This is a genomic window from Mesorhizobium sp. M0478, assembly GCF_040321305.1.
GTDB lineage: Bacteria > Pseudomonadota > Alphaproteobacteria > Rhizobiales > Rhizobiaceae > Mesorhizobium.
In genome coordinates this window covers 422,731-444,334 of record NZ_JAMYRH010000001.1, presented here as the reverse complement: position 1 = coordinate 444,334, position 21,604 = coordinate 422,731, and the positions used below count along the sequence as shown (strand labels likewise).

The 21,604-nt window shown below is 63.6% G+C and carries 27 protein-coding genes; 19 read left to right on the top strand and 8 right to left on the bottom strand.

The features are described from left to right. The 5 genes from NKI64_RS02165 to NKI64_RS02145 all read left to right on the top strand — a co-directional run bounded on the left by NKI64_RS02165 (position 1) and on the right by NKI64_RS02145 (position 5,865). Positions 1 to 1,026, top strand: a complete 1,026-nt coding sequence (locus NKI64_RS02165) for an ABC transporter substrate-binding protein (RefSeq protein ID WP_023806516.1) — start codon at positions 1 to 3, stop codon at positions 1,024 to 1,026. A gap of 90 nt (positions 1,027 to 1,116) precedes the next feature. Next, a complete protein-coding gene (locus NKI64_RS02160; protein ID WP_352666342.1) occupies positions 1,117 to 3,321 on the top strand; it encodes an ABC transporter permease in 2,205 nt (734 codons plus the stop codon). Between the two features lie 14 nt (positions 3,322 to 3,335). Then, positions 3,336 to 4,436: an ATP-binding cassette domain-containing protein gene (locus NKI64_RS02155; RefSeq protein WP_050588942.1), complete on the top strand. Its 1,101-nt coding sequence runs from the start codon at positions 3,336 to 3,338 to the stop codon at positions 4,434 to 4,436. Between the two features lie 98 nt (positions 4,437 to 4,534). Beyond that, entirely contained in the window at positions 4,535 to 5,008 is a 474-nt protein-coding gene (locus tag NKI64_RS02150; RefSeq protein WP_023673089.1) for a carboxymuconolactone decarboxylase family protein, read from the top strand. Beyond that, positions 5,008 to 5,865, top strand: a complete 858-nt coding sequence (locus NKI64_RS02145; protein WP_023684011.1) for a sigma-70 family RNA polymerase sigma factor — start codon at positions 5,008 to 5,010, stop codon at positions 5,863 to 5,865. The genes NKI64_RS02150 and NKI64_RS02145 overlap by 1 nt, the downstream gene beginning before the upstream one ends. Before the next feature lie 115 nt (positions 5,866 to 5,980). Here the strand turns inward: NKI64_RS02145 and NKI64_RS02140 are convergent, their stop codons facing one another. Beyond that, on the bottom strand, positions 5,981 to 6,565 hold the full coding sequence (locus NKI64_RS02140) for a TetR/AcrR family transcriptional regulator (RefSeq protein WP_023690068.1): 585 nt from the start codon (positions 6,563 to 6,565) through the stop codon (positions 5,981 to 5,983). A 101-nt stretch (positions 6,566 to 6,666) separates the two neighbouring features. On the opposite strand from NKI64_RS02140, the gene NKI64_RS02135 reads away from it, so the two are divergent. After that, entirely contained in the window at positions 6,667 to 7,482 is an 816-nt protein-coding gene (locus NKI64_RS02135; protein WP_352666339.1) for an oxidoreductase, read from the top strand. 68 nt (positions 7,483 to 7,550) lie between these two features. Next, on the top strand, positions 7,551 to 8,552 hold the full coding sequence (locus tag NKI64_RS02130) for an NADP-dependent oxidoreductase (protein ID WP_023730811.1): 1,002 nt from the start codon (positions 7,551 to 7,553) through the stop codon (positions 8,550 to 8,552). A 95-nt stretch (positions 8,553 to 8,647) separates the two neighbouring features. Here the strand turns inward: NKI64_RS02130 and NKI64_RS02125 are convergent, their stop codons facing one another. Then, positions 8,648 to 9,565: a polyprenyl synthetase family protein gene (locus NKI64_RS02125; RefSeq protein WP_352666337.1), complete on the bottom strand. Its 918-nt coding sequence runs from the start codon at positions 9,563 to 9,565 to the stop codon at positions 8,648 to 8,650. 132 nt (positions 9,566 to 9,697) lie between these two features. Between NKI64_RS02125 and NKI64_RS02120 the strand changes: the two genes are divergently transcribed. The 4 genes from NKI64_RS02120 to NKI64_RS02105 all read left to right on the top strand — a co-directional run bounded on the left by NKI64_RS02120 (position 9,698) and on the right by NKI64_RS02105 (position 12,480). After that, positions 9,698 to 10,405, top strand: coding sequence for a biosynthetic peptidoglycan transglycosylase (locus tag NKI64_RS02120; RefSeq protein WP_050587122.1), 708 nt, complete (start codon positions 9,698 to 9,700; stop codon positions 10,403 to 10,405). A 153-nt stretch (positions 10,406 to 10,558) separates the two neighbouring features. Continuing rightward, positions 10,559 to 10,741: a 50S ribosomal protein L32 gene (rpmF, locus tag NKI64_RS02115; RefSeq protein ID WP_008834724.1), complete on the top strand. Its 183-nt coding sequence runs from the start codon at positions 10,559 to 10,561 to the stop codon at positions 10,739 to 10,741. Between the two features lie 196 nt (positions 10,742 to 10,937). Then, positions 10,938 to 11,885 carry an agmatinase gene (locus NKI64_RS02110; RefSeq protein WP_027050780.1) on the top strand — a complete coding sequence of 316 codons (948 nt, stop codon included), beginning with the start codon at positions 10,938 to 10,940 and terminating at the stop codon, positions 11,883 to 11,885. A gap of 193 nt (positions 11,886 to 12,078) precedes the next feature. Beyond that, positions 12,079 to 12,480: a hypothetical protein gene (locus tag NKI64_RS02105; protein ID WP_023670154.1), complete on the top strand. Its 402-nt coding sequence runs from the start codon at positions 12,079 to 12,081 to the stop codon at positions 12,478 to 12,480. A 122-nt stretch (positions 12,481 to 12,602) separates the two neighbouring features. On the opposite strand, the gene NKI64_RS02100 is transcribed toward NKI64_RS02105, so the two are convergent. The 3 genes from NKI64_RS02100 to NKI64_RS02090 form a co-directional block, all read right to left on the bottom strand. After that, on the bottom strand, positions 12,603 to 13,034 hold the full coding sequence (locus tag NKI64_RS02100; RefSeq protein WP_023690074.1) for a GlcG/HbpS family heme-binding protein: 432 nt from the start codon (positions 13,032 to 13,034) through the stop codon (positions 12,603 to 12,605). A gap of 175 nt (positions 13,035 to 13,209) precedes the next feature. Further along, on the bottom strand, positions 13,210 to 13,443 hold the full coding sequence (locus tag NKI64_RS02095; protein WP_023684002.1) for a hypothetical protein: 234 nt from the start codon (positions 13,441 to 13,443) through the stop codon (positions 13,210 to 13,212). Between the two features lie 79 nt (positions 13,444 to 13,522). Next, positions 13,523 to 14,050 carry a winged helix-turn-helix transcriptional regulator gene (locus tag NKI64_RS02090; protein ID WP_352666335.1) on the bottom strand — a complete coding sequence of 176 codons (528 nt, stop codon included), beginning with the start codon at positions 14,048 to 14,050 and terminating at the stop codon, positions 13,523 to 13,525. A 115-nt stretch (positions 14,051 to 14,165) separates the two neighbouring features. Here NKI64_RS02090 and NKI64_RS02085 point away from each other — a divergent pair, with 115 nt between their 5' ends. The 5 genes from NKI64_RS02085 (at position 14,166) to NKI64_RS02065 (ending at position 16,983) form a co-directional block, all read left to right on the top strand. After that, positions 14,166 to 14,999: an alpha/beta fold hydrolase gene (locus NKI64_RS02085; protein WP_023727309.1), complete on the top strand. Its 834-nt coding sequence runs from the start codon at positions 14,166 to 14,168 to the stop codon at positions 14,997 to 14,999. Positions 15,000 to 15,115: 116 nt separating this feature from the next. Beyond that, positions 15,116 to 15,772, top strand: a complete 657-nt coding sequence (locus NKI64_RS02080; RefSeq protein ID WP_023683999.1) for a glutathione S-transferase family protein — start codon at positions 15,116 to 15,118, stop codon at positions 15,770 to 15,772. A gap of 5 nt (positions 15,773 to 15,777) precedes the next feature. Continuing rightward, positions 15,778 to 16,104 carry an ArsR/SmtB family transcription factor gene (locus tag NKI64_RS02075; protein ID WP_023699361.1) on the top strand — a complete coding sequence of 109 codons (327 nt, stop codon included), beginning with the start codon at positions 15,778 to 15,780 and terminating at the stop codon, positions 16,102 to 16,104. A 23-nt stretch (positions 16,105 to 16,127) separates the two neighbouring features. Beyond that, positions 16,128 to 16,502 carry a nuclear transport factor 2 family protein gene (locus tag NKI64_RS02070; RefSeq protein WP_032893136.1) on the top strand — a complete coding sequence of 125 codons (375 nt, stop codon included), beginning with the start codon at positions 16,128 to 16,130 and terminating at the stop codon, positions 16,500 to 16,502. A 16-nt stretch (positions 16,503 to 16,518) separates the two neighbouring features. After that, the gene (locus NKI64_RS02065; protein ID WP_023670148.1) at positions 16,519 to 16,983 is read left to right on the top strand and encodes an SRPBCC family protein; all 465 of its coding nucleotides are present in this window, start codon (positions 16,519 to 16,521) and stop codon (positions 16,981 to 16,983) included. 29 nt (positions 16,984 to 17,012) lie between these two features. Here NKI64_RS02065 and NKI64_RS02060 read toward each other — a convergent pair whose 3' ends face one another. The 3 genes from NKI64_RS02060 to NKI64_RS02050 form a co-directional block, all read right to left on the bottom strand. After that, positions 17,013 to 17,276, bottom strand: coding sequence for an ArsR/SmtB family transcription factor (locus NKI64_RS02060; protein WP_352666330.1), 264 nt, complete (start codon positions 17,274 to 17,276; stop codon positions 17,013 to 17,015). 32 nt (positions 17,277 to 17,308) lie between these two features. Beyond that, complete coding sequence (locus tag NKI64_RS02055; protein ID WP_023683997.1) at positions 17,309 to 18,547, bottom strand: MFS transporter; 1,239 nt, start codon at positions 18,545 to 18,547, stop codon at positions 17,309 to 17,311. Between the two features lie 96 nt (positions 18,548 to 18,643). Next, positions 18,644 to 18,838 (bottom strand): DUF1192 domain-containing protein, encoded by a 195-nt coding sequence (locus NKI64_RS02050; protein WP_023670145.1) that lies wholly within the window; start codon positions 18,836 to 18,838, stop codon positions 18,644 to 18,646. Positions 18,839 to 18,974: 136 nt separating this feature from the next. On the opposite strand from NKI64_RS02050, the gene NKI64_RS02045 reads away from it, so the two are divergent. The 3 genes from NKI64_RS02045 to NKI64_RS02035 all read left to right on the top strand — a co-directional run bounded on the left by NKI64_RS02045 (position 18,975) and on the right by NKI64_RS02035 (position 21,566). Continuing rightward, positions 18,975 to 19,985, top strand: coding sequence for an NAD(P)H-quinone oxidoreductase (locus NKI64_RS02045; RefSeq protein ID WP_032903975.1), 1,011 nt, complete (start codon positions 18,975 to 18,977; stop codon positions 19,983 to 19,985). Between the two features lie 421 nt (positions 19,986 to 20,406). Beyond that, positions 20,407 to 20,547: a DUF1127 domain-containing protein gene (locus tag NKI64_RS02040; protein ID WP_023670143.1), complete on the top strand. Its 141-nt coding sequence runs from the start codon at positions 20,407 to 20,409 to the stop codon at positions 20,545 to 20,547. 326 nt (positions 20,548 to 20,873) lie between these two features. Further along, complete coding sequence (locus NKI64_RS02035; RefSeq protein WP_023670142.1) at positions 20,874 to 21,566, top strand: DUF1013 domain-containing protein; 693 nt, start codon at positions 20,874 to 20,876, stop codon at positions 21,564 to 21,566. Positions 21,567 to 21,604 lie beyond the last annotated feature (38 nt).

Here is a 21,604-nt window from a genome sequence, read left to right as displayed (position 1 = left end):
TTGCGCGCCGCCTGGCTTGGCCTTGGCGCGGCGCTGGCCTTGTTCGGATTGGCGAGTGCCGCCCAGGCGGCCGCCCGGAGCCTCACAATGTATTGCGCCGTCGACGAGGCCTGGTGCCGGGCGATGGCGACCACCTACCAGAAGGAGACGGGCGTCAGCGTCGACATGACCCGCATGAGCGCCGGCGAAATCTACGCCCGCCTCCGGGCCGAGAAGGACAATCCGCAAGCCGATATCTGGTGGGGCGGCACCGGCGACCCGCATCTGCAGGCGGCGGAAGAGGGCCTCACCCAGGAATACAAGTCGCCGCAACTGGCAAACCTGCGCGACTGGGCGCTGAAGCAGGCCGACAGGTCGAAGAACCGCACGGTCGGCATTTATCTCGGTGCGCTCGGCTACGGCTACAATGAGGAAGATCTGAAGCAGCGCGGGCTGACCGCGCCGGCGTGCTGGGCCGATCTGGTCAAGCCGGAATTCCAGGGCGAGATCGAGATGGCCGACCCGAATTCATCGGGTACGGCCTGGACCATGCTTGCCACCATCGTCCAGCTGATGGGCGAGGACAAGGCATTCGACTATCTCAAGCAGCTCAACAAGAACATCGCCGAATACACCAAGGCAGGGGCCGCGCCGGCGCTCGCCGTCGGCAAGGGCGAGACGCTGATCGGCATCTCCTTCCAGCACGACGTGATCAATGCCGCGAAACAGAACCCTGCCGTGAAGGTGGTGTCGCCTTGCGAAGGCACCGGCTTCGAGATCGGTTCGATGAGCATCGTGACGGGCGCCAAGCATGCCGAAGAGGCGCAGAAATTCTACGACTGGGCGCTGAGCCCGGACGCGCAGAAGCTCGCGGCGCCGAACGGCAGCTTCCAGATCCCGTCGAACACCGCCACGCCGGTGCCGCCCGAGGCGCCGGACCTCTCGAAGATCAAGCTGATCGACTACGACTTCGCCAAATACGGCTCGTCGGCCGAACGCAAGCGGCTGTTGAAGAAGTTCACCGATGAGGTCCGCAATGGCGGCTGAGCGCGTTCTTTTGCGCTCACTCTAGCATCTGATCGCCGGCTGCCCCTCGCGGCAGCCGGCGCACCATCCTTTGGCACAGAAAGACATTGAATGGCCGCGGCCGGTTCCATGGTCAGTTCCGCTCCTGGACGCAGCGCGCTCGCGTGGGTGATGGCCGCGTGGGCGAGCTTCGTGCTCTTGCCTTGGTACAAGGTCGAAGGCGGCTTCCTGTCGTTCGACTGGCTGGCACAGCCGGCGGATGCGACGCCGGCCATACTGCTGGTCCTTGATGGCCGGCTCTGGCTCTTGCCCCTCATTCTGCCGCTTCTGCTGGCGAGCTGGCTGGTGGCGCGCAACAACCCCAAGAGCCTGGCGGTTGCAGGCGCGGCGGGCCTGCTGTGGCTGGCCATCGAAGGCTTTTCCATCATCCATTCGGGCTGGGGATTTGGCTTGCTTACCCGGATCGCCGGCACGCCGGGACCGATACAGCCGGGGCTCGGCTGGGGCGCGACGCTCTATGCCGTGGCGATGCTGATGTTCATCGCCGAGGCGCTCGCCGCGCGCGGCTGGTGCAAGGGCGACCGTTTCGTCGTCGGCTCGCTCTCAATCGTGATTGCTTCGCTGATCCTTTTCGTCGCCTATCCGCTGCTGTCGATCCTCACCTCGGCCATCAAGGACAATGACGGCAATGTCGTGCCGGCGCTGTTCTTCGATAAGATCTTCAGCGCCAACATATGGAGCCTGCGCTGCCTCTATGGCGAGGGCTCCTGCGGCGTGGCGTGGAACACGGTGGCGATCGCAGTCCTCGTCGGCTTTTTCTGCACGGCGCTCGGCCTGGCCCTGGCGCTGATCGCGCTTCGCACCAAGCTGCCGGCCAAATGGCTGCTGCGCGGCCTGTCCATCCTGCCGATCATCACGCCGCCCTTCGTCATCGGCCTGGCGCTGATCCTGCTGTTCGGCCGCGCCGGCATCGTCACCAACCTCATGTCGGTGCATCTCGGCATTCCGCGCAGCCGCTGGATCTACGGCATGGCCGGCATCACCATCGCGCAGGTGCTGGCCTTCACGCCGATCGCCTTCCTGGTTCTGGTCGGCGTGCTGCAAGGCGTCAGCCCAAGCATGGAGGAAGCATCACAAACCCTGCGCGCCAGCCGCTGGCGCACATTTCGCACCGTCACCTGGCCGTTGATCCGGCCGGGGCTGGCCAGCGCCTTCCTGATTTCGTTTATCGAGAGCATGGCCGATTTCGCCAATCCGCTGGTGCTGGGCGGAAACTTCAACGTGCTGTCGACCGACATCTTCTTTGCAGTGGTCGGTGCGGCGCACGACCAGGGCCGCGCGGCGGTGCTGGCGATCGTGCTGTTGATGTTCACGCTGGCAGCCTTCGTCATCCAGCGCCGCTGGATCGGCAGCCGCAGCTACGTCACCGTTGCAGGCAAGGGCGATGGCGGCGTACCGGCGACGCTGCCCAAGGCCTTGCGGATCGGCTGCTACGCCACCGTCGTTCCGTGGCTGGTTCTGACCATCGTGGTCTACGGCATCATCCTGGGCGGCGGTTTCGTGCAATCGATCGGGCGCGACAACACGCCGACGCTCCAATATTTCCTCACCGCCTTTTCGATCGAGAAAGGCGTCAATGGCTGGTTTTTCAGCGGCTCGGCCTGGCCGTCGCTGCTGATGACCATCGGCCTGGCGCTGGTGGCGATGCCGTTCACCGCGGCGCTCGGCATCCTGACGGCCTATCTGCTCGACCGGCAGCGTTTCGCCGGGCGTACCATGTTCGAGTTCCTGGCCATGATGAGTTTCGCCATTCCCGGCACGGTGATCGGCGTCAGCTATATCCTTGCCTTCAACGTGCCGCCGGTGCAGTTGACCGGTACCGGGTTGATCATCGTCATCTCCTTCATCTTCCGTAACATGCCGGTGGCGATCCGTGCCGGGCTCGCCAATCTCGGACAGATCGACAAGAGCCTGGACGAGGCATCGCTGACGCTTGGGGCGCGATCCTTCGCCACCTTGCGGCGGGTGATCCTGCCGATCCTGAAGCCGGCGATCGTGACCGCGATGATCTACAGTTTCGTGCGCGCGGTTACGGCGGTCAGCGCCGTCATCTTCCTGGCGAGCGGCCGGTTCAACCTTGCCACGGTCTACATTGTCGGGCGCGCAGATGTCGGCGAATACGGCATCGCGATTGTCTATTCGGCGGTGATGATCGTCGTCATGATGGTCATCCTCATCGGCATCCAGCTGCTGGTCGGCGAACGCCGGCTCGGCCGGCGCCGTGCGGGTCCGGAAGCCGTCGTGGCGGCAATCTGATGGGGAGAAGCGGCGTGGATCAGACGGCGAAGAATGCTGCCCCGGTTGTCACGGACAGGCCGGCCGTGCGGTTCGAGGGCGTCACCAAGAAATATGGCGCGGTGACCGCCGTCGACAACGTCAGCTTCGACATCGCGCCGGCCAGCCTGGTGACGCTGCTCGGGCCCTCGGGTTGCGGCAAGACGACGACGCTCAGGTTGATCGCCGGGCTGGAACAGACCAGCACCGGGCGCATCCTGATCGACGACAAGGACGTCACCTTGCTGTCCGCCGCCGAGCGAGATGTCTCCATGGTGTTCCAGTCCTATGCGCTGTTCCCGCACATGAACGTGATGGAGAATGTTAGCTACGGCCTGCGGGCGATGGGGCTTGGCAAGGCGCAGGCAGCCGAGCGCGCCGCCGAAAAGCTGTCGCTTGTCGGCCTGTCCGGCTACGAGAAGCGCCAGCCGAGCGAGTTGTCCGGCGGCCAGCAGCAGCGCGTCGCGGTGGCGCGCGCCATCGTACTGGAGCCGAAGGTGCTGCTGTTCGACGAGCCGCTGTCCAATCTCGACGCCAAGCTGCGCCGGCGGGTGCGCGACGAAATCCGCGGTCTCCAGCAAGATCTGGCGCTGACCATGGTCTATGTCACGCATGACCAGGAAGAGGCGCTCGCCGTCTCCGACCGCATCATCGTCATGAACGCCGCTCGCGTCGCCCAGGACGGCACGCCGCGCGACCTCTACAACGAGCCGACCAACCGTTTCATCGCCGACTTCATGGGCGACGCCAATCTGCTCGACGTCGAGGTGCTTTCCAGCAATGCGACCAGTGCAAGGGTCAAGGTCGGACCCTTGCTGCTCGACATGCCGGGTCGCGGTAACGCTCCGGGGCCGGCGATGCTCGCTGTACGCCCGAATGCCGTGCGCATCTTGCCCGGCCAGGCAGCGGGCACCATGAAGGGCCGGGTGGTCAAGAGCTCGTATCTCGGCGCCCACATGGAATACCGGATCGCGATCAGCGATCCGGCGGTCGAACTGTTCGCGACATCGCCTGATGTCACACCCGCCGTGGCGGAAGGGACGATGGTCGGGATCGATTTCGATCCGGCGAAGATCGTGCTGATCAAAGACGATTGAACGCGCCGGGAAAGCACCTTCGAAAAAATCCAGCCTGAATGTCACACCGGCCGGTCTTGTCTCGTCATGATGGCGTACCCAACACAAGGACTGCAATCATGACCGCCAAGATCGACCTCTTCGCCGCCGCCCCTGCGCTGATCAAGCAGTGGCAGCGCGCATCGACCGAACTCTCCGTCGCCGCCGGGCTCGAGCACAGCCTCAACGAGCTGGTGAAGCTTCGGGCGTCGCAGATCAATGGCTGCGCCAACTGCATCAATCTGCATGCCACCGAAGCGCGCGAGAATGGCGAGACCGAGCAGCGCATCTATCTGCTGCCGGCCTGGCGCGAAGCGCCCTGCTACAGCGACCGCGAGCGTGCCGCGCTCGGCTGGACCGATGCGCTGACGCGCCTCTCGGAAGGACAGGACCGCGAAAGCGCCTATGATGATCTTAAGGCGCATTTCACCGAGGAGGAGCAGGTGAAGCTCACCGTTTTGATCAACATCATCAATGGCTGGAACCGCATCGCCGTTGGCTTCGGGCTCTACACCGACGCAGCAACGATACGCGCCAGCGCCAAGGCGGCCTGATGACGGCGACGGCACCCGACGACGCGGCAGCGGGCTTCGGCCCGCTGCGTCCGAAGCTGATGCGGGTCGCCTATCGCATGCTGGGCTCGGTGAGCGACGCCGAGGATGTCGTGCAGGATGCCTTCATCCGCTGGATGGGGACCGACCGCTCGCAGGTTCGCGAGCCAGAAGCGTTCCTGCGCCGCACGGTGACGCGGCTTTGCCTTGACCAGCTCAAATCCACGCGGCGCCAGCGCGAGACCTATATCGGCCCTTGGCTGCCCGAGCCGATCGTCGAAGAGGACGATCTTGAAGATGTCACCTTGCCGCTGATGTTGGCGCTGGAGCGGCTTTCGCCGCTCGAGCGGGCGGCCTTTCTGCTGCACGATGTGTTCGGGCTGGAATTCGAGGAGGTCGCGACCGCCATCGAGCGCGATTCAGCCGCCTGCCGCCAGCTTGCCGCTCGCGCACGGGGCCATGTCCGCGAGGCGCGGCCTCGCTTCAAGGTGGAGAAGCAGCGTGGCCTGGAGATCGCCGAAGCCTTTTTCGCGGCATCGCGCAGCGGCGACATGCAGGCGCTCGGCGCGCTGCTGACGGAAGATGTCAGCGCTCATGCCGATGGCGGCGGCAAGCGTCCGGCGGCTTTGGCGCCGGTGCTGGGCTTCGACGCCGTCATGAAGCAATACGCGCAAGTCGCGGCCTGGCTGCGCGACAATCGCTCGACGCTGGTGCGCATCGGCTTCGTCAATGGACTGCCGGGGTTCGTCACGCGGGAGGCCGATGGCGAACTGCAGACGACCGCGCTTGACATCGAGGACGGGAAGATCGCGGCCGTCTATGTCATGCGCAATCCCGACAAGCTCAGGCATCTGCGTTAGACCCGATTGAATCGGAGCGAAATACCGGTTCGGCCCGCCTCCAAAAGCCGGCCCTTCCTGTGTGCGACCCGAGGACGATGTCAGGGCTGCCCTTTGCCGCTGCCGCCACCGACCTCTAGGATGCCTTCTCCCCGTCACGTGGCTGGATCAGCCTGCGCGCGGCATCTGCTCCTGCCGCAAGGAAGCGATCCGACAATTCGGTCCCTGCCACCGCGCGGGCCAGTTGAAGCGCGCCGATGAGGGTCGCAAAGACGCCCGTGGCAACGCCTTCCGGATCCCTGGCCTGCGGAAGCGCTGCAGACAACTGGCGCACCAAAACCAGCAAGCGTTCGGTGTAGACTTGGCGCGTTTCGGGCGGCTGACGCGCGAGTTCCGGCAACAGGGCGGCCGACGCGCAGCCGGCTCCCGGATTGTCCCGGTGCTCAGCTGACAGATACGCCGCTATGCCCATCTCCGGACCACCGGCTGCCAATACCTCCTGCAGTTGCTGCGACTGGGCCTCCAGTGCCGCTACAAGGCTTTCACGCACAAGCTCCGCCTTGGACTGGAAATGCGGATAGAAGGCTCCGTTCGTCAGTCCGGCGTCGCCCATGATGGCTGCCAGTCCGGACGCGGCGATGCCGTCACCGCGAAAACGCTGGGCTGCGACCTCGACGATGCGATCGCGAGAGGCGTCCTTTCGGCCCTTTTCGTAGCGCATGGGCTCTTCCTTTCTGCTATTGCATTATAGGTGTAATGTGATATTACGATCATAATTCAATCAACGGCAAAAAGCTAGCCCTCATGTCTCTGGAGTATCAAATGAATACCCTTTCGGGAAGAACCGCAGTCGTGACCGGAGCCTCTTCGGGCATCGGCCGCGCAAGTGCCGAGGCCTTGGCGGGGGCGGGGTATACCGTCTTCGGGACAAGCCGCAGCAAGGCCGGCAACGGCCCGGCGCAGGTGTCCATGCTAACCTGCGACTTGACCGACGGGGAGTCGGTCAGCGCCCTGGTTTCAGCCGTGCTGGCCCAGACCGGCCGCATCGACCTCTTGGTCAACAATGCCGGTGTCGGCCTGCTTGGCGGCGCCGAGGAATCTTCGGTCGCACAGGTGCAGGCTCTGTTCGACGTCAATCTGTTCGGCGTCATGCGCATGACCAATGCGGTGTTGCCGTCGATGCGGCGCCGCGGCCAAGGGCGCATCGTCAACATCGGCTCGATTCTGGGATTGGTGCCCGCGCCATACTCAGCGCACTACTCGGCGGTCAAGCACGCGCTGGAGGGCTATTCGGAATCGCTCGATCATGAGGTTCGCGCCTTCAACATTCGCGTCTCGGTCATCGAGCCGGCATTCGTGCGCACCGTCTTCGACCAGAACGGCATCGAGCCGGATTCCCTGTTAAAGGAGTACGATCAAGCGCGCGCCGGGCTCAAGGCGCTGCTTGCCGATGTGATGCCCAAAGCCGATCGGCCGGAAGTGGTGGCGGATGTGGTCGTCAAGGCAGCGACCGACGCCCGTCCGCGACGGCGCTATACCGCAGGGAAGGCAGCGCGCCAGGTCAGCCTGCTGCGCCGCTTCGCCCCCGCGGGGATGTTCGACAAGACCTTGCGCAAGCAGTTCCGCCTGCCGGTCTGAACAACGGTGGGACGGAGAATTTCACGCACAGACAGCAGGCCAACAGACACTCTCAGAAAGTCACTGCCATGAAGGCATTCGTTGTCGACAAATATAGCAAGAAAGGCATTTTGCGGCTGGCCGAGATGCCGGAGCCGGAGCTGCTGGACAATGACGTCCTGGTCGAGGTCCATGCCGCCGGGGTGAACCTGCTGGATTCCAAAATCAGGACCGGCGAATTCAAACTCGTCCTTCCCTATCGCCGGCCCTTCATCCTCGGTCACGACGTTGCCGGGAGGGTTGTCAGGGTGGGCTCGAAAGTCCGCAAATTCAAACCCGGCGACGCCGTCTATGCGCGGCCGCGCGACGGCCGGATCGGGACATTCGCCGAATTCATCGCAATCGATGAAGCCGACGTGGCGCTGAAGCCGGCGAACCTCAGCATGGAAGAGGCGGCCTCGATCCCGCTGGTCGGTCTGACCGCCTGGCAGGCTCTCATCGAGAGGGCGGGTCTGAAGACAGGCCAGAAGATCTTCATCCAGGCTGGCTCCGGCGGCGTGGGGACATTCGCCATCCAGTTGGCAAAGCACCTCGGCGCGATCGTTGCGACAACAGCGGGCGCGGCAAGCAACGATCTGGTCAGGGATCTCGGCGCCGATGTCGTCGTCGACTACAGGAAGGACGACTTCGAGAAAATCCTGTCGGGCTACGACGTCGTCCTGAACAGCCAGGACGCCAAGACGCTTGAGAAATCCCTGACTGTGCTGAAACCGGGTGGGAAGCTCATCTCGATTTCCGGTCCTCCGGATCCCGAATTTGCCAGGAAACAGAGACTGAACGTGGTGCTAAGGCTGCTGCTGCGGCTGCTGAGCCGTGGTATCAGGACCAAAGCCAAGCGCCGGGGCGTGGGATTTTCGTTCCTGTTCATGTCGGCGCAAGGTGAGCAGCTGAGCAAAATCACGTCCCTCATCGAAGATGGGGCGATTCGCCCGGTCGTCGACAGGGTCTTTCCTTTTGAAGCGACCAATGAGGCGCTGGCTTACGTCGAAACAGGACGCGCCAAGGGCAAGGTCGTCGTCAAGGTCAGATAGCGCGCCCAGTTGCTTTGGGGCATTTGAGAGACACCAAGCAGGCAGCGCAAGGCCGACAAATTCCGAAAACGGTTCGGCATCCGATTGCCCAAACCTCAGTTGTTGCGGATTGCCACGAAGCTTGCCGCTGCCTTCAGCAAGGATGCCTGTTCACCGTATGGCTCAAGCAATTCATGGGCCTGCTTGACCAGCCCATGGAGCTGGCTGCGCGCCCAGTTCGCGCCATGCAGCGCCACCAGCGTCGCCTTGCCGGCGGCTGCGTCCTTGCCGGTCGCCTTGCCCATCTGGCTGGCATCGGCGGTCAGGTCGAGCAGGTCGTCGGCGAGCTGGAAGGCAAGCCCGACCGCCGAGCCGAATTCGGCCAGCCGGTCGCGGTTCTGCGGTGCGGCGCCGGCAATGATCGCGCCGGCTTCGCAGGCGAAGCGGATCAGCGCGCCGGTTTTCATCGCCTGCAGCCGGATAATGCCGGCTTCGTCCGGCCTGTTGCGCTCGGCTTCGAGATCGAGCGTCTGCCCGCCGACCATGCCCCCAGTGCCGGCCGCGCGCGCCAGCGCCAGTACCAGTGCCGCCCTGCGCTCCGCCGGCAGCGCCGTCGCCTCATCGGCGAGGACATCGAAGGCAAGCGTCAGAAGCGCATCGCCGGCAAGTATGGCGGTGGCTTGATCGAAGGCCTTGTGCACGGTCGGCTGGCCGCGGCGCAGATCGTCGTCGTCCATGGCAGGCAGATCGTCATGGATCAGCGAATAGCAATGCACGCATTCGAGCGCTGTCGCCACGCGAAGCGACGCCTCGCCATCGGCGCCGAAAAGGGCGGCACTTTCCATGACCAGGAAGGGGCGCAGCCGCTTGCCGCCGTTCAGCACGCCATGGCGCATGGCCGCCATCAGACGCTCCGGCCGGGCGATCTCGCCGGCAAGCGTGCGGCCGTCGAGCAGCAGCCTGAGCCCGGCCTCGATCGCCGCCGCCCGCCCCAGAAGTGCGGCCTCAAAGGCCAATTGCTCGTCTTTCGTCATGGCCGGGAGCGGTAGCCGACACTCAGACGTTGCGCAAGAAGCCTCGCGCCATTATGCCGGAGGCGGGAGAGTGGCGCGGGTGGGGGCGGCTTGACGGAACCGATCGTCGATCATGAAACCGAAGGGTTTGAGATGGCGCGACCAAGGCGCGTGAACCGCGCCGGTCTGAAGCGCCTGGCACGGCGCGGCCTGGTCGTCGCCGTCGTGCTGGCGGCGATACCCATTGTGCTGACCTTCCTCTATCTGCCGTCCTTCGTGCATCCGATATCGACCTTGATGGTCAAAGACCTCGCGACCTTCTCCGGTTACGACCGGCGCTGGGTGTCGATCGACGATGTGTCCCCGGTGCTGGCCAATTCGGTGATCATGTCGGAGGACGGGCAATTCTGCTTCCATCGCGGCATCGATCTCGGCGAATTGCGCGGCGTCGTCGACGATGCGCTGGCCGGCGAGGCGACGCGCGGCGCCTCGACCATCACCATGCAGACGGTGAAGAACCTTTTCCTGTGGTCGCGGCCGCTGGGCTCGGTGCGCAAGGTGGTCGAACTGCCGCTGGCCGTCTATTTCGACGCGGTGATGTCGAAACGGCGGATCATGGAGATCTACCTCAACATCGCCGAATGGGGGCCGGGCATTTACGGCATCGAGGCGGCGGCGCAGCACCATTTCGGCGTTTCGGCCAAACAGCTGTCGCGGCGGCAGGCGGCATTGCTGGCCGTCTCGCTGCCCAATCCGATCGCCCGCAATCCGGCCAAGCCCGGTCCGGGTCTGCGGCGGCTGGCGTCGCTGATCGAACGCCGCGCCGGCCGTTCGGGCGCGTATGTCGGTTGTCTTGATTAGGTAGAACCGCTGCCAGTTCAAAAAAAATCGCCACGGTGCTGGCCAAAACGGCGCAGGGCGTGTATAGGCACCCGACTTTCTCAGATTATGGCCCTGACGCGGCCCTTTCACGAGGGCTATCGGGGCATTTTGACCATGTAGTGGAGCATATCCATGGCCGTTCCGAAACGAAAAACCTCTCCGTCCAAGCGCGGCATGCGCCGCTCGGCCGACGCTCTCAAGGCCCCGACCTATGTCGAGGACAAGAATTCCGGCGAAATGCGCCGCCCGCACCATATCGACCTGAAGACCGGCATGTATCGCGGTCGCCAGGTGCTGACGCCCAAGGAAAGCTGAGACCAGCTTTCGAAGGGTTTGAATGCCAAAAGAACCGGCCATTGGCCGGTTTTTTTGCGTTTGGTGCGCGTCGCGCCGCCAACTATGCCAAAGACCGGGCGTCCGTGGCGATACAAGCTGCGGCGGCGGTGCTGTATTGAGTGATGCCTTGTCGCGGCGCTTCCGCGCGATGATCGGCCGGCTTCAGAGGGACCGCATGACCAAGCTCACCACAGCACCGCGCGATATCTTCCAGACCTTCATGAACTTCCCGCTGGTCGAGGACCTCGATGCGCTGAAGGCGGATGTCGCCATCATCGGCATGCCTTACGGCAGTCCCTACACGATCGACGAGCTGGTCAACGACCAGACCAACGCGCCGACCGCGGTGCGGCGCGCCTCGCAGCGCATCAGCCTCGGGCTCGACCGCTATGATTTCGACATTGGCGGAACCCTGTTCGACGGGCAGGACGTCAAGGTGGTCGATGTCGGCGATGTTCCCGGCGATGCCGCCGGCGGCCACTACAGGTTGGCCGAAACGGCGATCCGCAAGATCCGCGTCGCCGGCGCCTTGCCGATCACCATTGGCGGCGATCACGGCATTCCAATCCCGATCCTGCGGGCGCTTGACGACGAAGGGCCGATCACCCTGGTTCAGATCGATGCCCATCTCGACTGGCGCGACAATGTCAACGGGGTCAGGGAAGGCTATTCCAGCCCCATCCGCCGCGCTTCGGAGATGGCGCATATAGCCGGGATTTTCCAGCTCGGCATCCGCGGCCAGGGCAGCGCCCGGCTCGAGGAGGTCGAGGCGGCCCGCGCCTACGGCTCCAACATCGTCACCGCCAATGAATGGCAGGATATCGGTACGGCGGCGCTGCTCAAGCGCATCCCGGACCGTGGCCGCTATTACCTGACCATCGATGCCGACGGTCTCGATCCCGCTGTCATGCCGGCGGTCGAAGGGCCGGCGCCTGGCGGCATCAGCTACCGGCAGACGATCGAACTGATCAAGGGCCTGTTCGCCAAGGGACGTGTCGTCGGCATCGACATCGTCGAGATCGCGCCGGCGCGCGACGTCAACGAGATCACCTCGATGACCGCCGGCCTTTTCATCCTCAACGCTATCGGCGCCGCCGTGCGGACAGGCCAGTTCAAGCGCTGAATCCCGGCGTGTCGGTGGTCAGCCGGGGCAACTGTGGCTGACAGGGTTGTTTCGCGCGGTCTTTTTCCGTGTTTGCGGGCGCTAGCGAAAAATCTTGACGGCGTGCCTGCGGGGCATTCTACAGAAGGTGCCCCCATTGTTTAGGCAATTCCTTGGGAAACCGCTTTCCTGGAATTGCTAGAGGAGACGCCTGATGTTCGGTGCCATCCCGCTGCTGATCGTGCCCTTCGTGGCCTACAATCTCGGACTCCTCGGAATATTCGGCAGCGGCGACGATCCGTGGGCGACCGAGATCTTCTCGTTCAGCATGATGTCGGGCGGAGTGTTTTCGATGACGCTCGGCGACTTGATGGTCGTGATCGGGCTGATCTTCCTGTTCCTCGAAATGGTGAAGTCGGTGCGCACCACGAACGCTTCGATCATGGACCATCTGTTGTCGACGCTGGTCTTCGTGGCGTTCCTGGTCGAGTTCCTGCTGGTGAAGGGCGCGGCGCACTCCGTCTTCTTCACGCTGATGGTGATCGCCCTGTTCGATGTGCTGGCCGGGTTTTCGGTGTCGATGCGGTCGGCGAGTAGAGACATAAATTTGAACTAGCCGCCTTCGTTGGATGGTCGCATCCGTTCGCGATTGGCGTGGCTGCTCTTTCTGGTCGTCATCCCAGGGTCTTCGCGACGGAGTTTCGCTCCTGCTTCGCCCTGGGATGACGAAGCTCCCCCTCAGCCCGGATCGGCGGTGAAGCCCGCCGCTTCGATGCCGGCGATGGCGGCGGCCTCGTCATTGTCCGACGTATCGCCCGAAATTCCGACGGCGCCGATGACGGCGCCTGCCTTGTCGCGGATCAACACGCCGCCGACGACCGGCAATACGCGTCCACCCGAAACGTCCGAAATGCCGGCGACGAGATGCGGCCGCTCCTTGGCGAAAGCCTCGACACGGCGCGAGCCCATGCCGATGGCCAGCGCCCCATAGGCCTTGCCGGCCGACATTTGCGGGCGCAGGAACGAGGCGCCGTCCTGACGCTGGAAGGCGACGAGATGCGCGCCGGCATCCAGCACGGAAACGCCGAGCGGCTTGAGCTTCAGCTCGGCGCCCTTGGCGAAGGCGGCGTCGATGATGTGCTTGGCTTTTTCGAGGGTCAGTGCGGTCATGGCTGTCTCCTGATCAAAACGCGTCAATCATCGCCTGACATGCGGGATGCGAAATCCCGGTTGCGGTTGAAATTGCTTCGCGTGGGAAAGCGGAAATGGCGGGCATTGCTGATCGTGGCACATGGCCGATACGATCCGCCGGCATCCAGATCGGGCGTCGATGAAGAAGGCCGCGCTATTTTTTCTTGGCTCGGGGCGCTTTCTTGACCGGAACGGCAGGGGCGTTGGCGAGGTCTTCCGCTTCCTTGGCAAGGCGCAATGCCCGGAGCTTGTTGGTCTTGGCCTGGCGGGCGTCGGCCTCGGCGACATACTCCGCCATCGCCTTTTGCCGCACCGTGGCTGCCTCTTCCTGCTTCTTGAAACGCATATCTGCCCTGGCGCGGGCAGTATCCTTAGAGTTCTCGACCAAGAGCGTTATCCAATCCCGTAAATTATGTTTTTCAGCCCCTTGATAGCAGAGCCGGCCTGATAATGGGGAAATAAGTTGGTCAAGCGGCCGGGGCCTCGATGCCGCTCGACGCCTTGCGGGCTACCACCGCCTCATATCCGGCCTGCAATGTAGCGCGGACGGAAGGCTGCGCGGGTGTGGCGACAGGCGTGCCCAGATGGTCGTGGCGCAACTCGTCCATGAACTGCTCCCACATTGACGGCCCGCCTTTCTCCAGCAGCTCGGCGCGGATCGAAAGCTCCTCGCTCACCGGCAGCCAGACGCGGCCCCAAGCGCCGAGATGCGCCATGATCGGCACCAGCGTGATGGCCATCTCGGTCAGGCTGTAGATCGCCTTCTGCTTGTGCGAGGGGTCGTCGGCCTTGGTCAGCATGCCGAGTTCCATCAGCCGCTTCATCCGGTCGGCCAGGATATTGGAAGCGATGCCCTCGATCGAGCCGTTGAGCAGTTCGCGAAAGTGGCGTTTGCCGCCAAAAATCATGTCGCGCAGGATGATCAGGCTCCAGCGATCGCCGAACACTTCCAGCGACAGATTGATAGGGCATCCCGAGCGGTGTTCGGTTTTCATCCGACTCTCCTCAAAAAACCGGTTGCATTATCGTATCAGTTTTATTATCGTGCAACCGATTGCAAAATGCAACCAGTTTGATTGGCCTTTGATTGGCCGATAGGAGGAGAGTCCCATGACAAGGGCCGCAGCACCCGAAATCGTCTCCCAGACGTTTGGCGATCCCGGAGATCCAGCCATTCTGCTGATCATGGGCGCCATGGCCTCGATGCTCTGGTGGCCGGAGGCGCTCTGCAAAAAGCTCGCCGGCGAAGGCCACTTCGTGATCCGCTACGACAATCGTGACACCGGCCTGTCGACCAAATATACGCCGGGCGAGCCGCCGTATACGTTCGACGACATGGCGGACGATGCGGTGCGCGTCCTCGACAGTTGCGGCATCGGCAAGGCGCATGTGATCGGGATGTCGATGGGCGGCATGATCGCGCAACGACTGGTGTTGAAACATCCCTTGCGTGTCATCTCGCTGACCGTAATCAGCAGTTCGCCGGTGGGGATCGACACATCGCAGCTGCCGGGAACGACCGAAGCCTATATGGAGCACTCGGCCGATGGCGCCAGAGTCGACTGGTCGAACCGCGACCAGGTGGTCGGCTTCGTCGTCAAGGATGCGCGTGCGATCGCCAGCACCGCGCATCCCTTCGACGAGAAGGCGATGCGGGCGTTCGTCGAACGGGACTACGACCGATCCGGCGGCTTCCTGAGCGCGACTAACCATTTCATGCTGAAGAGCTGCGAGGATCTGAAAGGACGCCTGCGCGAGATCAAGGTTCCGCTGCTCGTCATTCACGGGACATCGGATCCGATCTTTCCGGTCGAGCATGGCGCAGCCCTTGCCGACGCTGTTGCCGGCGGGCGGCTTGTCCGCGTCGAAGGCGGTGGCCACGAACTGCATCCCGACGACTGGGGCACGATCGTTGCCGCCATCGTCACGCATACCAAACCCTGAAGGCAGTCTGGAACCTTGACACATTCGCCTCACGGAAATAGTTAAGTAATTGCTTCAGTGTCGGCGCAGGCTGGCACCGCTCCAGCATCGGCGAACCACAAACAGACGAGCAAAAAATGTCCCTGACCTTCCATTTCCATCCGCTGGCATCGTTCTGCTGGAAACCGCTGATTGCGTTCTACGAGAACGACACGCCCTTCACGCCGGTTATCGTCGACCTCGGCGACGAGCAGTCGCGGGCAGCATTCCTGAAGGTGTCGCCGACCGGCAAGATGCCGGCGCTGCGTGACGATGCACGCAATCGCACGGTGCTGGAATCGACCATCGTCATCGAATATCTGGCCGCGCATTATCCCGGGCCGGTCGAGCTCATCCCGGCCGAGGCCGACCTTGCTCTCCAGGTCCGCCAGGCCGACCGTTTCTACGATTTCTACGTGCAGGCTCCGATGCAGAAGATCGTCGGCGACAGGTTGCGCCCGCAGGACAAGACCGATCCGTTCGGGGTCGAGGAAGCGCGCGCGCAACTGCGCAACGCCTATGCGATCATCGAGGAGGAGATGCGTTCGAAAATCTGGGCGGCCGGCCCCACCTTCACCATGGCCGACTGCGCGGCCTCGCCGGCGCTGTTCTACGCCAACAAGGTCGAGCCGTTCGGCGACAGCTATCCGGCCGTGAAACACTACCACGACCGCCTGCTCAAGCGGCCGTCCTTCGCCCGGGTGGTCGAGGAGGCGCAGCCCTACTTCAAGTTCTTTCCCTACAATAACGGCTGATCGCGATGCTGCACGATCCCGCCCAGCTCGACCTGATGTTCCAGGCGCTCGCAGACCCGGCCAGGCGCAGCATGGTCGAACGGCTGTCGCGTGGGCCGGCCTCGGTCAGCCAGTTGGCCGAACCGCTGGCGATGTCGCTGTCGGCCGTCGTCCAGCATCTCAACGTGCTCGAAGCAAGCGGGCTGGTGCGCTCGGAAAAGCTCGGCCGCGTGCGCACCTGCCAGATCGCGCCGCAGGCGCTGCGCAGCGCAGAACACTGGATCAACGAACGGCGGCTGACATGGGAGCGTCGGCTCGACCGGCTCGGCGATTTTCTCGCCGGGACCGAATGACCTGAAGCAGAGGAGAAATGACCATGCCCGGCAAAAGCAGAGCGGAGTTGATCCGCGGCTATTTTTCCGCCTACCAGGCGAATAACAAGGCTGCCGTCGCGGCGGTGCTCGCCGACGATTTCACCTTCACCAGCCCCTATGACGACGCCATCGACCGTGCGACCTATTTCGAGCGCTGCTGGCCGGACAGCCCGGCCTTCAGCTCGATCGTCATCGAGCGGATATGCGAGGACGAGGACGCCGCCTTTGTCCTCTATCGCTGCGAGACGGCGGACGGAAAGACCTTCCGCAACACCGAACTGCATCTGTTCCATGGCGACAGGTTGCGCGCCGTCGAAGTCTATTTCGGCGCGTCCTATCGCGACGGCGTCTTCGTCGCGCAGAAACCATCAAGCTGACCAAGAGGACCCGACCATGGCCGAACGATCCGTCGTCCACTCCACCTTCGTCCTCGAGCGCCTCTATCCAGTTGCGCCGGCGAAAGTCTATTTCGCGCTCAGCGATCCGGCCGCCAAGCGGCGCTGGTTCGCCGACCCCGACAACCCGATGACCCACAGGCACGAAATGGATTTTTGCGTCGGCGGCCAGGAGGTCAATGCCGGCGGGCCGAAGGACGGGCCGATCCACACCTATACCGCCACCTATCAGGACATCGTGCCCAACCAGCGCATCGTCTACAGCTACGACATGCTGTTCGGTGATGTCAGAATCTCGGTTTCGCTGGCGACAATTGAGCTTCGCCCGGAAGGCACGGGCACGCGTCTGGTGCTCACCGAGCAGGGCGCGTTTCTCGATGGGCACGACACACCGTCATCGCGCGAGCATGGTACCGGATTCCTGCTCGATGCGCTGGGCAAGGCGCTGGCAACGGACACTTGAAAGCCAGGGAGGCGAGCTGGAATCGCGGCCTATGCTTCCCAGAACTGATCAAGCCAAATATTGAGCTTGAGGAAGCCGCCACTGCTGACTGTATAGACCCGCCTCGTGCCCTCGGCCCTGGCCTGAACCAGACCGGCGTCCAGCAACACTTTCAAGTGCTGGGACACGGCCGGGCGGGAGACTGGAAGGCCCGAAGCCAGCTCGTTGACGGTTTTCGGGCCACGCCGGAGCTCTTCCAGAAGATAGCGCCGGTTGGGGTCGGCAATCGCCATGAAGGCGTCAGAAAAGATCATGCCTATACTTGTGGGGCAAAGCTTTTCAAATCTCAACCGTCGGCTTCCGCTTTTCTGAGCCGCAGTGCTTCAGGGGTGACCGAGCGATCGGCCGGCTGGGTCTTGAAGGCATCGCGGTCTTCGATCGGCACCGGCGCGCGGCGGCTGATGCGCAGCAACGTGTAGGCGGCGAGGCTGAGATGCGCCAGCGCGGTGGCCAGGAACAGGCCTTCGGGGCGGAGCCAGCCCATCAGGGCGGCAGCCAGCAAGGGCCCGATCATGGTTCCGAAGCCATACAGAAGCAGCAGGCCGCCCGAGACCTTGACGAAATCCTCCGATCGGGCGTGGTCGTTGGCATGCGCCACGGCGATCGAATAGAGCGTGTAGGCAAAGGCGCCGTAGGCAGCGGCGAAGACAATGACGAGGACGGCGGAACGCGGTTCGAACAGGAAGATCAGGATGGCGAACAGTGCGGCGCCGAAAGCCGCGCCCGCCAGCACGAAACGGCGGTCGGTCTTGTCGGAGAGGCGTCCGGCCGGAAGCTGCATGGCCGCGCCGGCAATAACGACAAGGCTCATCATCAGTGCGATCTGGGCGGTGGAGATGCCGATACGGGCGCCGTAGACGGCGCCAAGCGTGCCCCAGGCGCCATTGGCGATGCCGACCAACAGGCAGGCGATCGCCGACACCGGCGAGTTGGCGTAGAGACCTTTGACGTCGAGCTTGACGTCCTGCAAAGGCTTGGGAGACGAAGCCGACGACACCGCGGTCGGGATCAGCGACAGGCAGAACAATATGCCGGTGATCATGAACAGCGATGCCGATCTGACGTCGCCGCCGGCAACGATCATCTGGCCGCCCATGATCGAGGCATAGGTGACCATCATATAGAGGCCGAAGACGGTGCCGCGGTTCTCGTTGGTGGCCTTCTCGTTCAGCCAGCTTTCGATGACCATGAAGGCTCCGGCCATGGTGAAGCCGGTGAAGGCGCGCAGCAGGATCCAGACATATTCGTCGATGATCAGGCCGGTAAGCAACGCCACGATGGCGCCCGAAGCGGCAAAGGCGCCGAACGCCCGGACGTGGCCGGCGCGGCGCACCAGGCGCGGTGCGAAGAAGCAGCCGGTGACGAAGCCACCGGCCCAGGCCGTGCCCATCAGGCCGAGCGATGCGGTCGAAAACCCTTCGAGCTGGCCGCGCAACGGCAACAACAGGCCGTGCAATCCCGAAGCCGCGAGCAGGAAAGCGGTGCCGCGAAGCAGCGAGAGGATCGGCCTGTAGCTTGCAAACATTGTTTGATCCGTCTGGAGATTCGGTGGCGGGGTCTGAAGACAGGCGCATTCGGGCTTTTCGGCGGCGGATGCTCAACGCCGAAACTAACGCGAAAACTAGCCGCGGCGAAACAGGGCTTCGGCCGCCGATTTGGTGCTGCCCTTGGTCTGGAGCTCGGCTTCGAGCCGGGCAATCTCCTCGCGCAGGATGCTGATCCGTTCGGTCAGGTCACCGACCGAAAGCAGCGACAGATCCTGTCCGATCTCATGCGGGCGGGCTTTCTTCTTGGGTTCGTCGTCGAAGATCGCCATCGTCGCTCCTCCCTATTCAGTATTGGGGCTGATTTGGCCATTTGCCTGATCCGGCAATCAGCATACATAGGGCAGGGGCGTAGATGCAAACAGCCGGCAAGAAGCTGGCAGCCGGCGGACCGAGACGGGAAATTTCATGGCGAGCGGACATAAAATTCCAGCCACGATGACGGCCATTGCAATCTCGCAACCGGGCGGGCCGCGGGTGCTGAAACCGGAAACGCGCGACGTGCCGGTGCCTGGTCCCGGCGAAATCCTGATCCGGGTGCGTGCGGCCGGCGTCAACCGCCCCGACGTGCAGCAGCGCAAGGGCGCCTATCCGGCGCCGCCCGGCGCTTCCGACCTGCCCGGTCTCGAGGCATCGGGCGAAGTGGCCGTCCTTGGCGACGACATATCGCGCTGGCGCATCGGCGACCGGGTCTGCGCGCTGACGCCGGGGGGCGGTTATGCCGAATATGTAAAGGTTCATGCCGGCAGCGTGCTGCCGCTGCCCGCCGGCTTCACCCACACGGAGGCGGCCGCGGTTCCGGAAAACTATTTCACCGTCTGGCACAATGTGTTCGAGCGCGGCGGCCTGAAAAAGGGTGAGACGCTGCTGGTCCATGGCGGCTCATCGGGCATCGGCACCACGGCGATCCAGCTGGCGTCGGCCTTCGGCGCCTATGTCGTCACCACCGCCGGCAGCAAGGAAAAATGCGACGCCTGCCTGAAACTCGGCGCCGACCGGGCGATCAACTACCGCGAGGAGGATTTCGTCGCGGCGGTCAAGGATGCGACCGGCGGCAAGGGGGCCGACGTCATTCTCGACATGGTCGGCGGCGACTATATCGCGCGCAACTACGAGGCCGCCGCGGTCGAGGGCAGGATCGTCCAGATCGCCGTCCAGGCCGGCGCGGTGGCGAGCGCCGATTTCTCGAAAATCATGGTCAAGCGGCTGACCCACACCGGCTCGACGCTGCGGCCTCGCACGGTCGAGTTCAAGGCGGCGCTCGCCGCCGCACTGGAAGCACAGGTGTGGCCGCTGCTCGGCACCCGGAAGGTAGCGCCGGTGATGGACATGATCTTCCCGCTGACCGACGCCTGGCGGGCGCATGAGCGCATGGAAGAGGGCGAGCATATAGGCAAGATCGTTCTCGACGTCGGCTAGATGGGGCGAGATTTAGGTGAGGCCGGCCTGCGAATGGCGGCTCCCTGCGCTTCCGGCCTTCGCCGGCCGAAGCCCTCATGAGGCGTTGCGGCAGTTAAGGCTACGGCCGGCGTAGGCCGGTGCTTCGTACTGAAGTACGCTTCGCTCCGGCCTTCGCCGGCCGAAGCCGTCATAAATGCCTCCGCTCTATGAAGGCTACGGCGGGCGTAGGCCGGTTCTCGGGAGCCGCCATTCTCTGCTCGGCCTGACCTGAACCTCGCGCCATGCTCCGCGCTCAGCCTGTCGGCAAGATGAACACAAGCTTAATGCTGCAATGCAGCATTTGCATTGCGGCTATGCAAAGACGTCTGTTCAATTCGTGGGCAGCACTGCCTATCTAAGCGTCATCGAAACGATTTGATCTAACAACTGGAGGACAACCATGAACCCGATCCGCGCTTTCCGTAACTGGCGTATGTACAACGAAACCGTGCGCGAGCTGAACAAGCTCAACGCCCGTCAGCTCAGCGACCTCGGCATCAGCCGCGGCGACATCGAGAGGATTGCCCGCAAGGCCATCTAATTCGAAGCCTGGTCGGCCGATGAGGCCTGACCACGCGGCAGAAGCAAGAGCCGCCGCAGACGGTATCCCGTCGCCGGTTCCGAGCCCGCTGGACCCTGTCCGGCGGGTTTTGTCGTCTTGGACCCCCTGTACAACTCGGCATCAATGATCGCCGGAGCCGAGGTCCTCCTGGCCTCCCCCGCTGTCCGGTGTCCGACGGCTGCGCCCTGCGCCAAAAACATTGCGAAACGGCAGCGGAGCGGTTATACAGGCCGCGAATTTCCCATTTTGGTGGCTCTAAACCACCGCCCGCGCGGGAACGCGGGCGAACGAGAAGGATTTTTGAAATGGCCAATACGCTGCTGATGCCCAAGGCGACCGCCGTCTGGCTGGTCGACAACACCGCGCTTTCCTTCGAGCAGATCGCGCAGTTCTGCGGGTTGCATCCGCTCGAGGTCAAGGCGATCGCCGACGGCGAATCGGCGCAGGGCATCAAGGGCATGGATCCGATCATGACCGGACAGCTGACCCGCGACGAGATCGCGCGCGCCGAGAAGGATCCGAACCAGCGCCTGAAACTGTCCGACCCCAAGGTGCGGGTGCCGGAATCCAAGCGCAAGGGTCCCCGCTACACACCGCTGTCGAAGCGCCAGGACCGGCCCAACGCCATCCTGTGGCTGGTCCGCAACCATCCGGAATTGAAGGACGCGCAGATTTCGCGCCTGGTCGGCACGACCAAGTCGACGATCGAACAGATCCGCGAGCGCAAGCACTGGAATTCGGCCAATCTGCAGCCGATGGACCCGGTGACGCTGGGTCTCGCTTCGCAGATCGACCTCGACATGGAAGTCAACCGCGCCTCGCGCGGCCGCGAGCAGGCGCAGCCTGTCGGCGACACGCTGCTGCCGGCTGCCGTGACCGAGCGCCTGGTGCCGGCGCCGGAGAAGCCGAAGGACGAGGATGCCGAGCTCGACGCAAACGCCGTGTTCGCCAAGCTCTCGGCGCTCAAGTCCAAGAAGGAAGATGCGGACGACGAGTAAGGTTTGCGACAGTTCATCAAAAAAGCCCGCTTCGAGCG

Bases quoted from the DNA above. Each gene is read 5' to 3' on its own strand.
- NKI64_RS02140 (WP_023690068.1), bottom strand. From the start codon at position 6,565: ATGCGCTACGAAAAGGGCCGAAAGGACGCCTCTCGCGATCGCATCGTC.
- NKI64_RS02120 (WP_050587122.1), top strand. From the start codon at position 9,698: ATGGCGCGACCAAGGCGCGTGAACCGCGCCGGTCTGAAGCGCCTGGCA.
- NKI64_RS02085 (WP_023727309.1), top strand. From the start codon at position 14,166: ATGACAAGGGCCGCAGCACCCGAAATCGTCTCCCAGACGTTTGGCGAT.
- NKI64_RS02150 (WP_023673089.1), top strand. From the start codon at position 4,535: ATGACCGCCAAGATCGACCTCTTCGCCGCCGCCCCTGCGCTGATCAAG.
- NKI64_RS02065 (WP_023670148.1), top strand. From the start codon at position 16,519: ATGGCCGAACGATCCGTCGTCCACTCCACCTTCGTCCTCGAGCGCCTC.
- NKI64_RS02105 (WP_023670154.1), top strand. From the start codon at position 12,079: ATGTTCGGTGCCATCCCGCTGCTGATCGTGCCCTTCGTGGCCTACAAT.
- NKI64_RS02125 (WP_352666337.1), bottom strand. From the start codon at position 9,565: ATGACGAAAGACGAGCAATTGGCCTTTGAGGCCGCACTTCTGGGGCGG.
- NKI64_RS02090 (WP_352666335.1), bottom strand. From the start codon at position 14,050: ATGAAAACCGAACACCGCTCGGGATGCCCTATCAATCTGTCGCTGGAA.
- NKI64_RS02040 (WP_023670143.1), top strand. From the start codon at position 20,407: ATGAACCCGATCCGCGCTTTCCGTAACTGGCGTATGTACAACGAAACC.
- NKI64_RS02080 (WP_023683999.1), top strand. From the start codon at position 15,116: ATGTCCCTGACCTTCCATTTCCATCCGCTGGCATCGTTCTGCTGGAAA.
- NKI64_RS02055 (WP_023683997.1), bottom strand. From the start codon at position 18,547: ATGTTTGCAAGCTACAGGCCGATCCTCTCGCTGCTTCGCGGCACCGCT.
- NKI64_RS02145 (WP_023684011.1), top strand. From the start codon at position 5,008: ATGACGGCGACGGCACCCGACGACGCGGCAGCGGGCTTCGGCCCGCTG.
- NKI64_RS02060 (WP_352666330.1), bottom strand. From the start codon at position 17,276: ATGATCTTTTCTGACGCCTTCATGGCGATTGCCGACCCCAACCGGCGC.
- NKI64_RS02035 (WP_023670142.1), top strand. From the start codon at position 20,874: ATGGCCAATACGCTGCTGATGCCCAAGGCGACCGCCGTCTGGCTGGTC.
- NKI64_RS02100 (WP_023690074.1), bottom strand. From the start codon at position 13,034: ATGACCGCACTGACCCTCGAAAAAGCCAAGCACATCATCGACGCCGCC.
- NKI64_RS02130 (WP_023730811.1), top strand. From the start codon at position 7,551: ATGAAGGCATTCGTTGTCGACAAATATAGCAAGAAAGGCATTTTGCGG.
- NKI64_RS02110 (WP_027050780.1), top strand. From the start codon at position 10,938: ATGACCAAGCTCACCACAGCACCGCGCGATATCTTCCAGACCTTCATG.
- NKI64_RS02045 (WP_032903975.1), top strand. From the start codon at position 18,975: ATGGCGAGCGGACATAAAATTCCAGCCACGATGACGGCCATTGCAATC.
- NKI64_RS02135 (WP_352666339.1), top strand. From the start codon at position 6,667: ATGAATACCCTTTCGGGAAGAACCGCAGTCGTGACCGGAGCCTCTTCG.
- NKI64_RS02075 (WP_023699361.1), top strand. From the start codon at position 15,778: ATGCTGCACGATCCCGCCCAGCTCGACCTGATGTTCCAGGCGCTCGCA.
- NKI64_RS02070 (WP_032893136.1), top strand. From the start codon at position 16,128: ATGCCCGGCAAAAGCAGAGCGGAGTTGATCCGCGGCTATTTTTCCGCC.
- NKI64_RS02160 (WP_352666342.1), top strand. From the start codon at position 1,117: ATGGCCGCGGCCGGTTCCATGGTCAGTTCCGCTCCTGGACGCAGCGCG.
- NKI64_RS02050 (WP_023670145.1), bottom strand. From the start codon at position 18,838: ATGGCGATCTTCGACGACGAACCCAAGAAGAAAGCCCGCCCGCATGAG.
- rpmF (WP_008834724.1), top strand. From the start codon at position 10,559: ATGGCCGTTCCGAAACGAAAAACCTCTCCGTCCAAGCGCGGCATGCGC.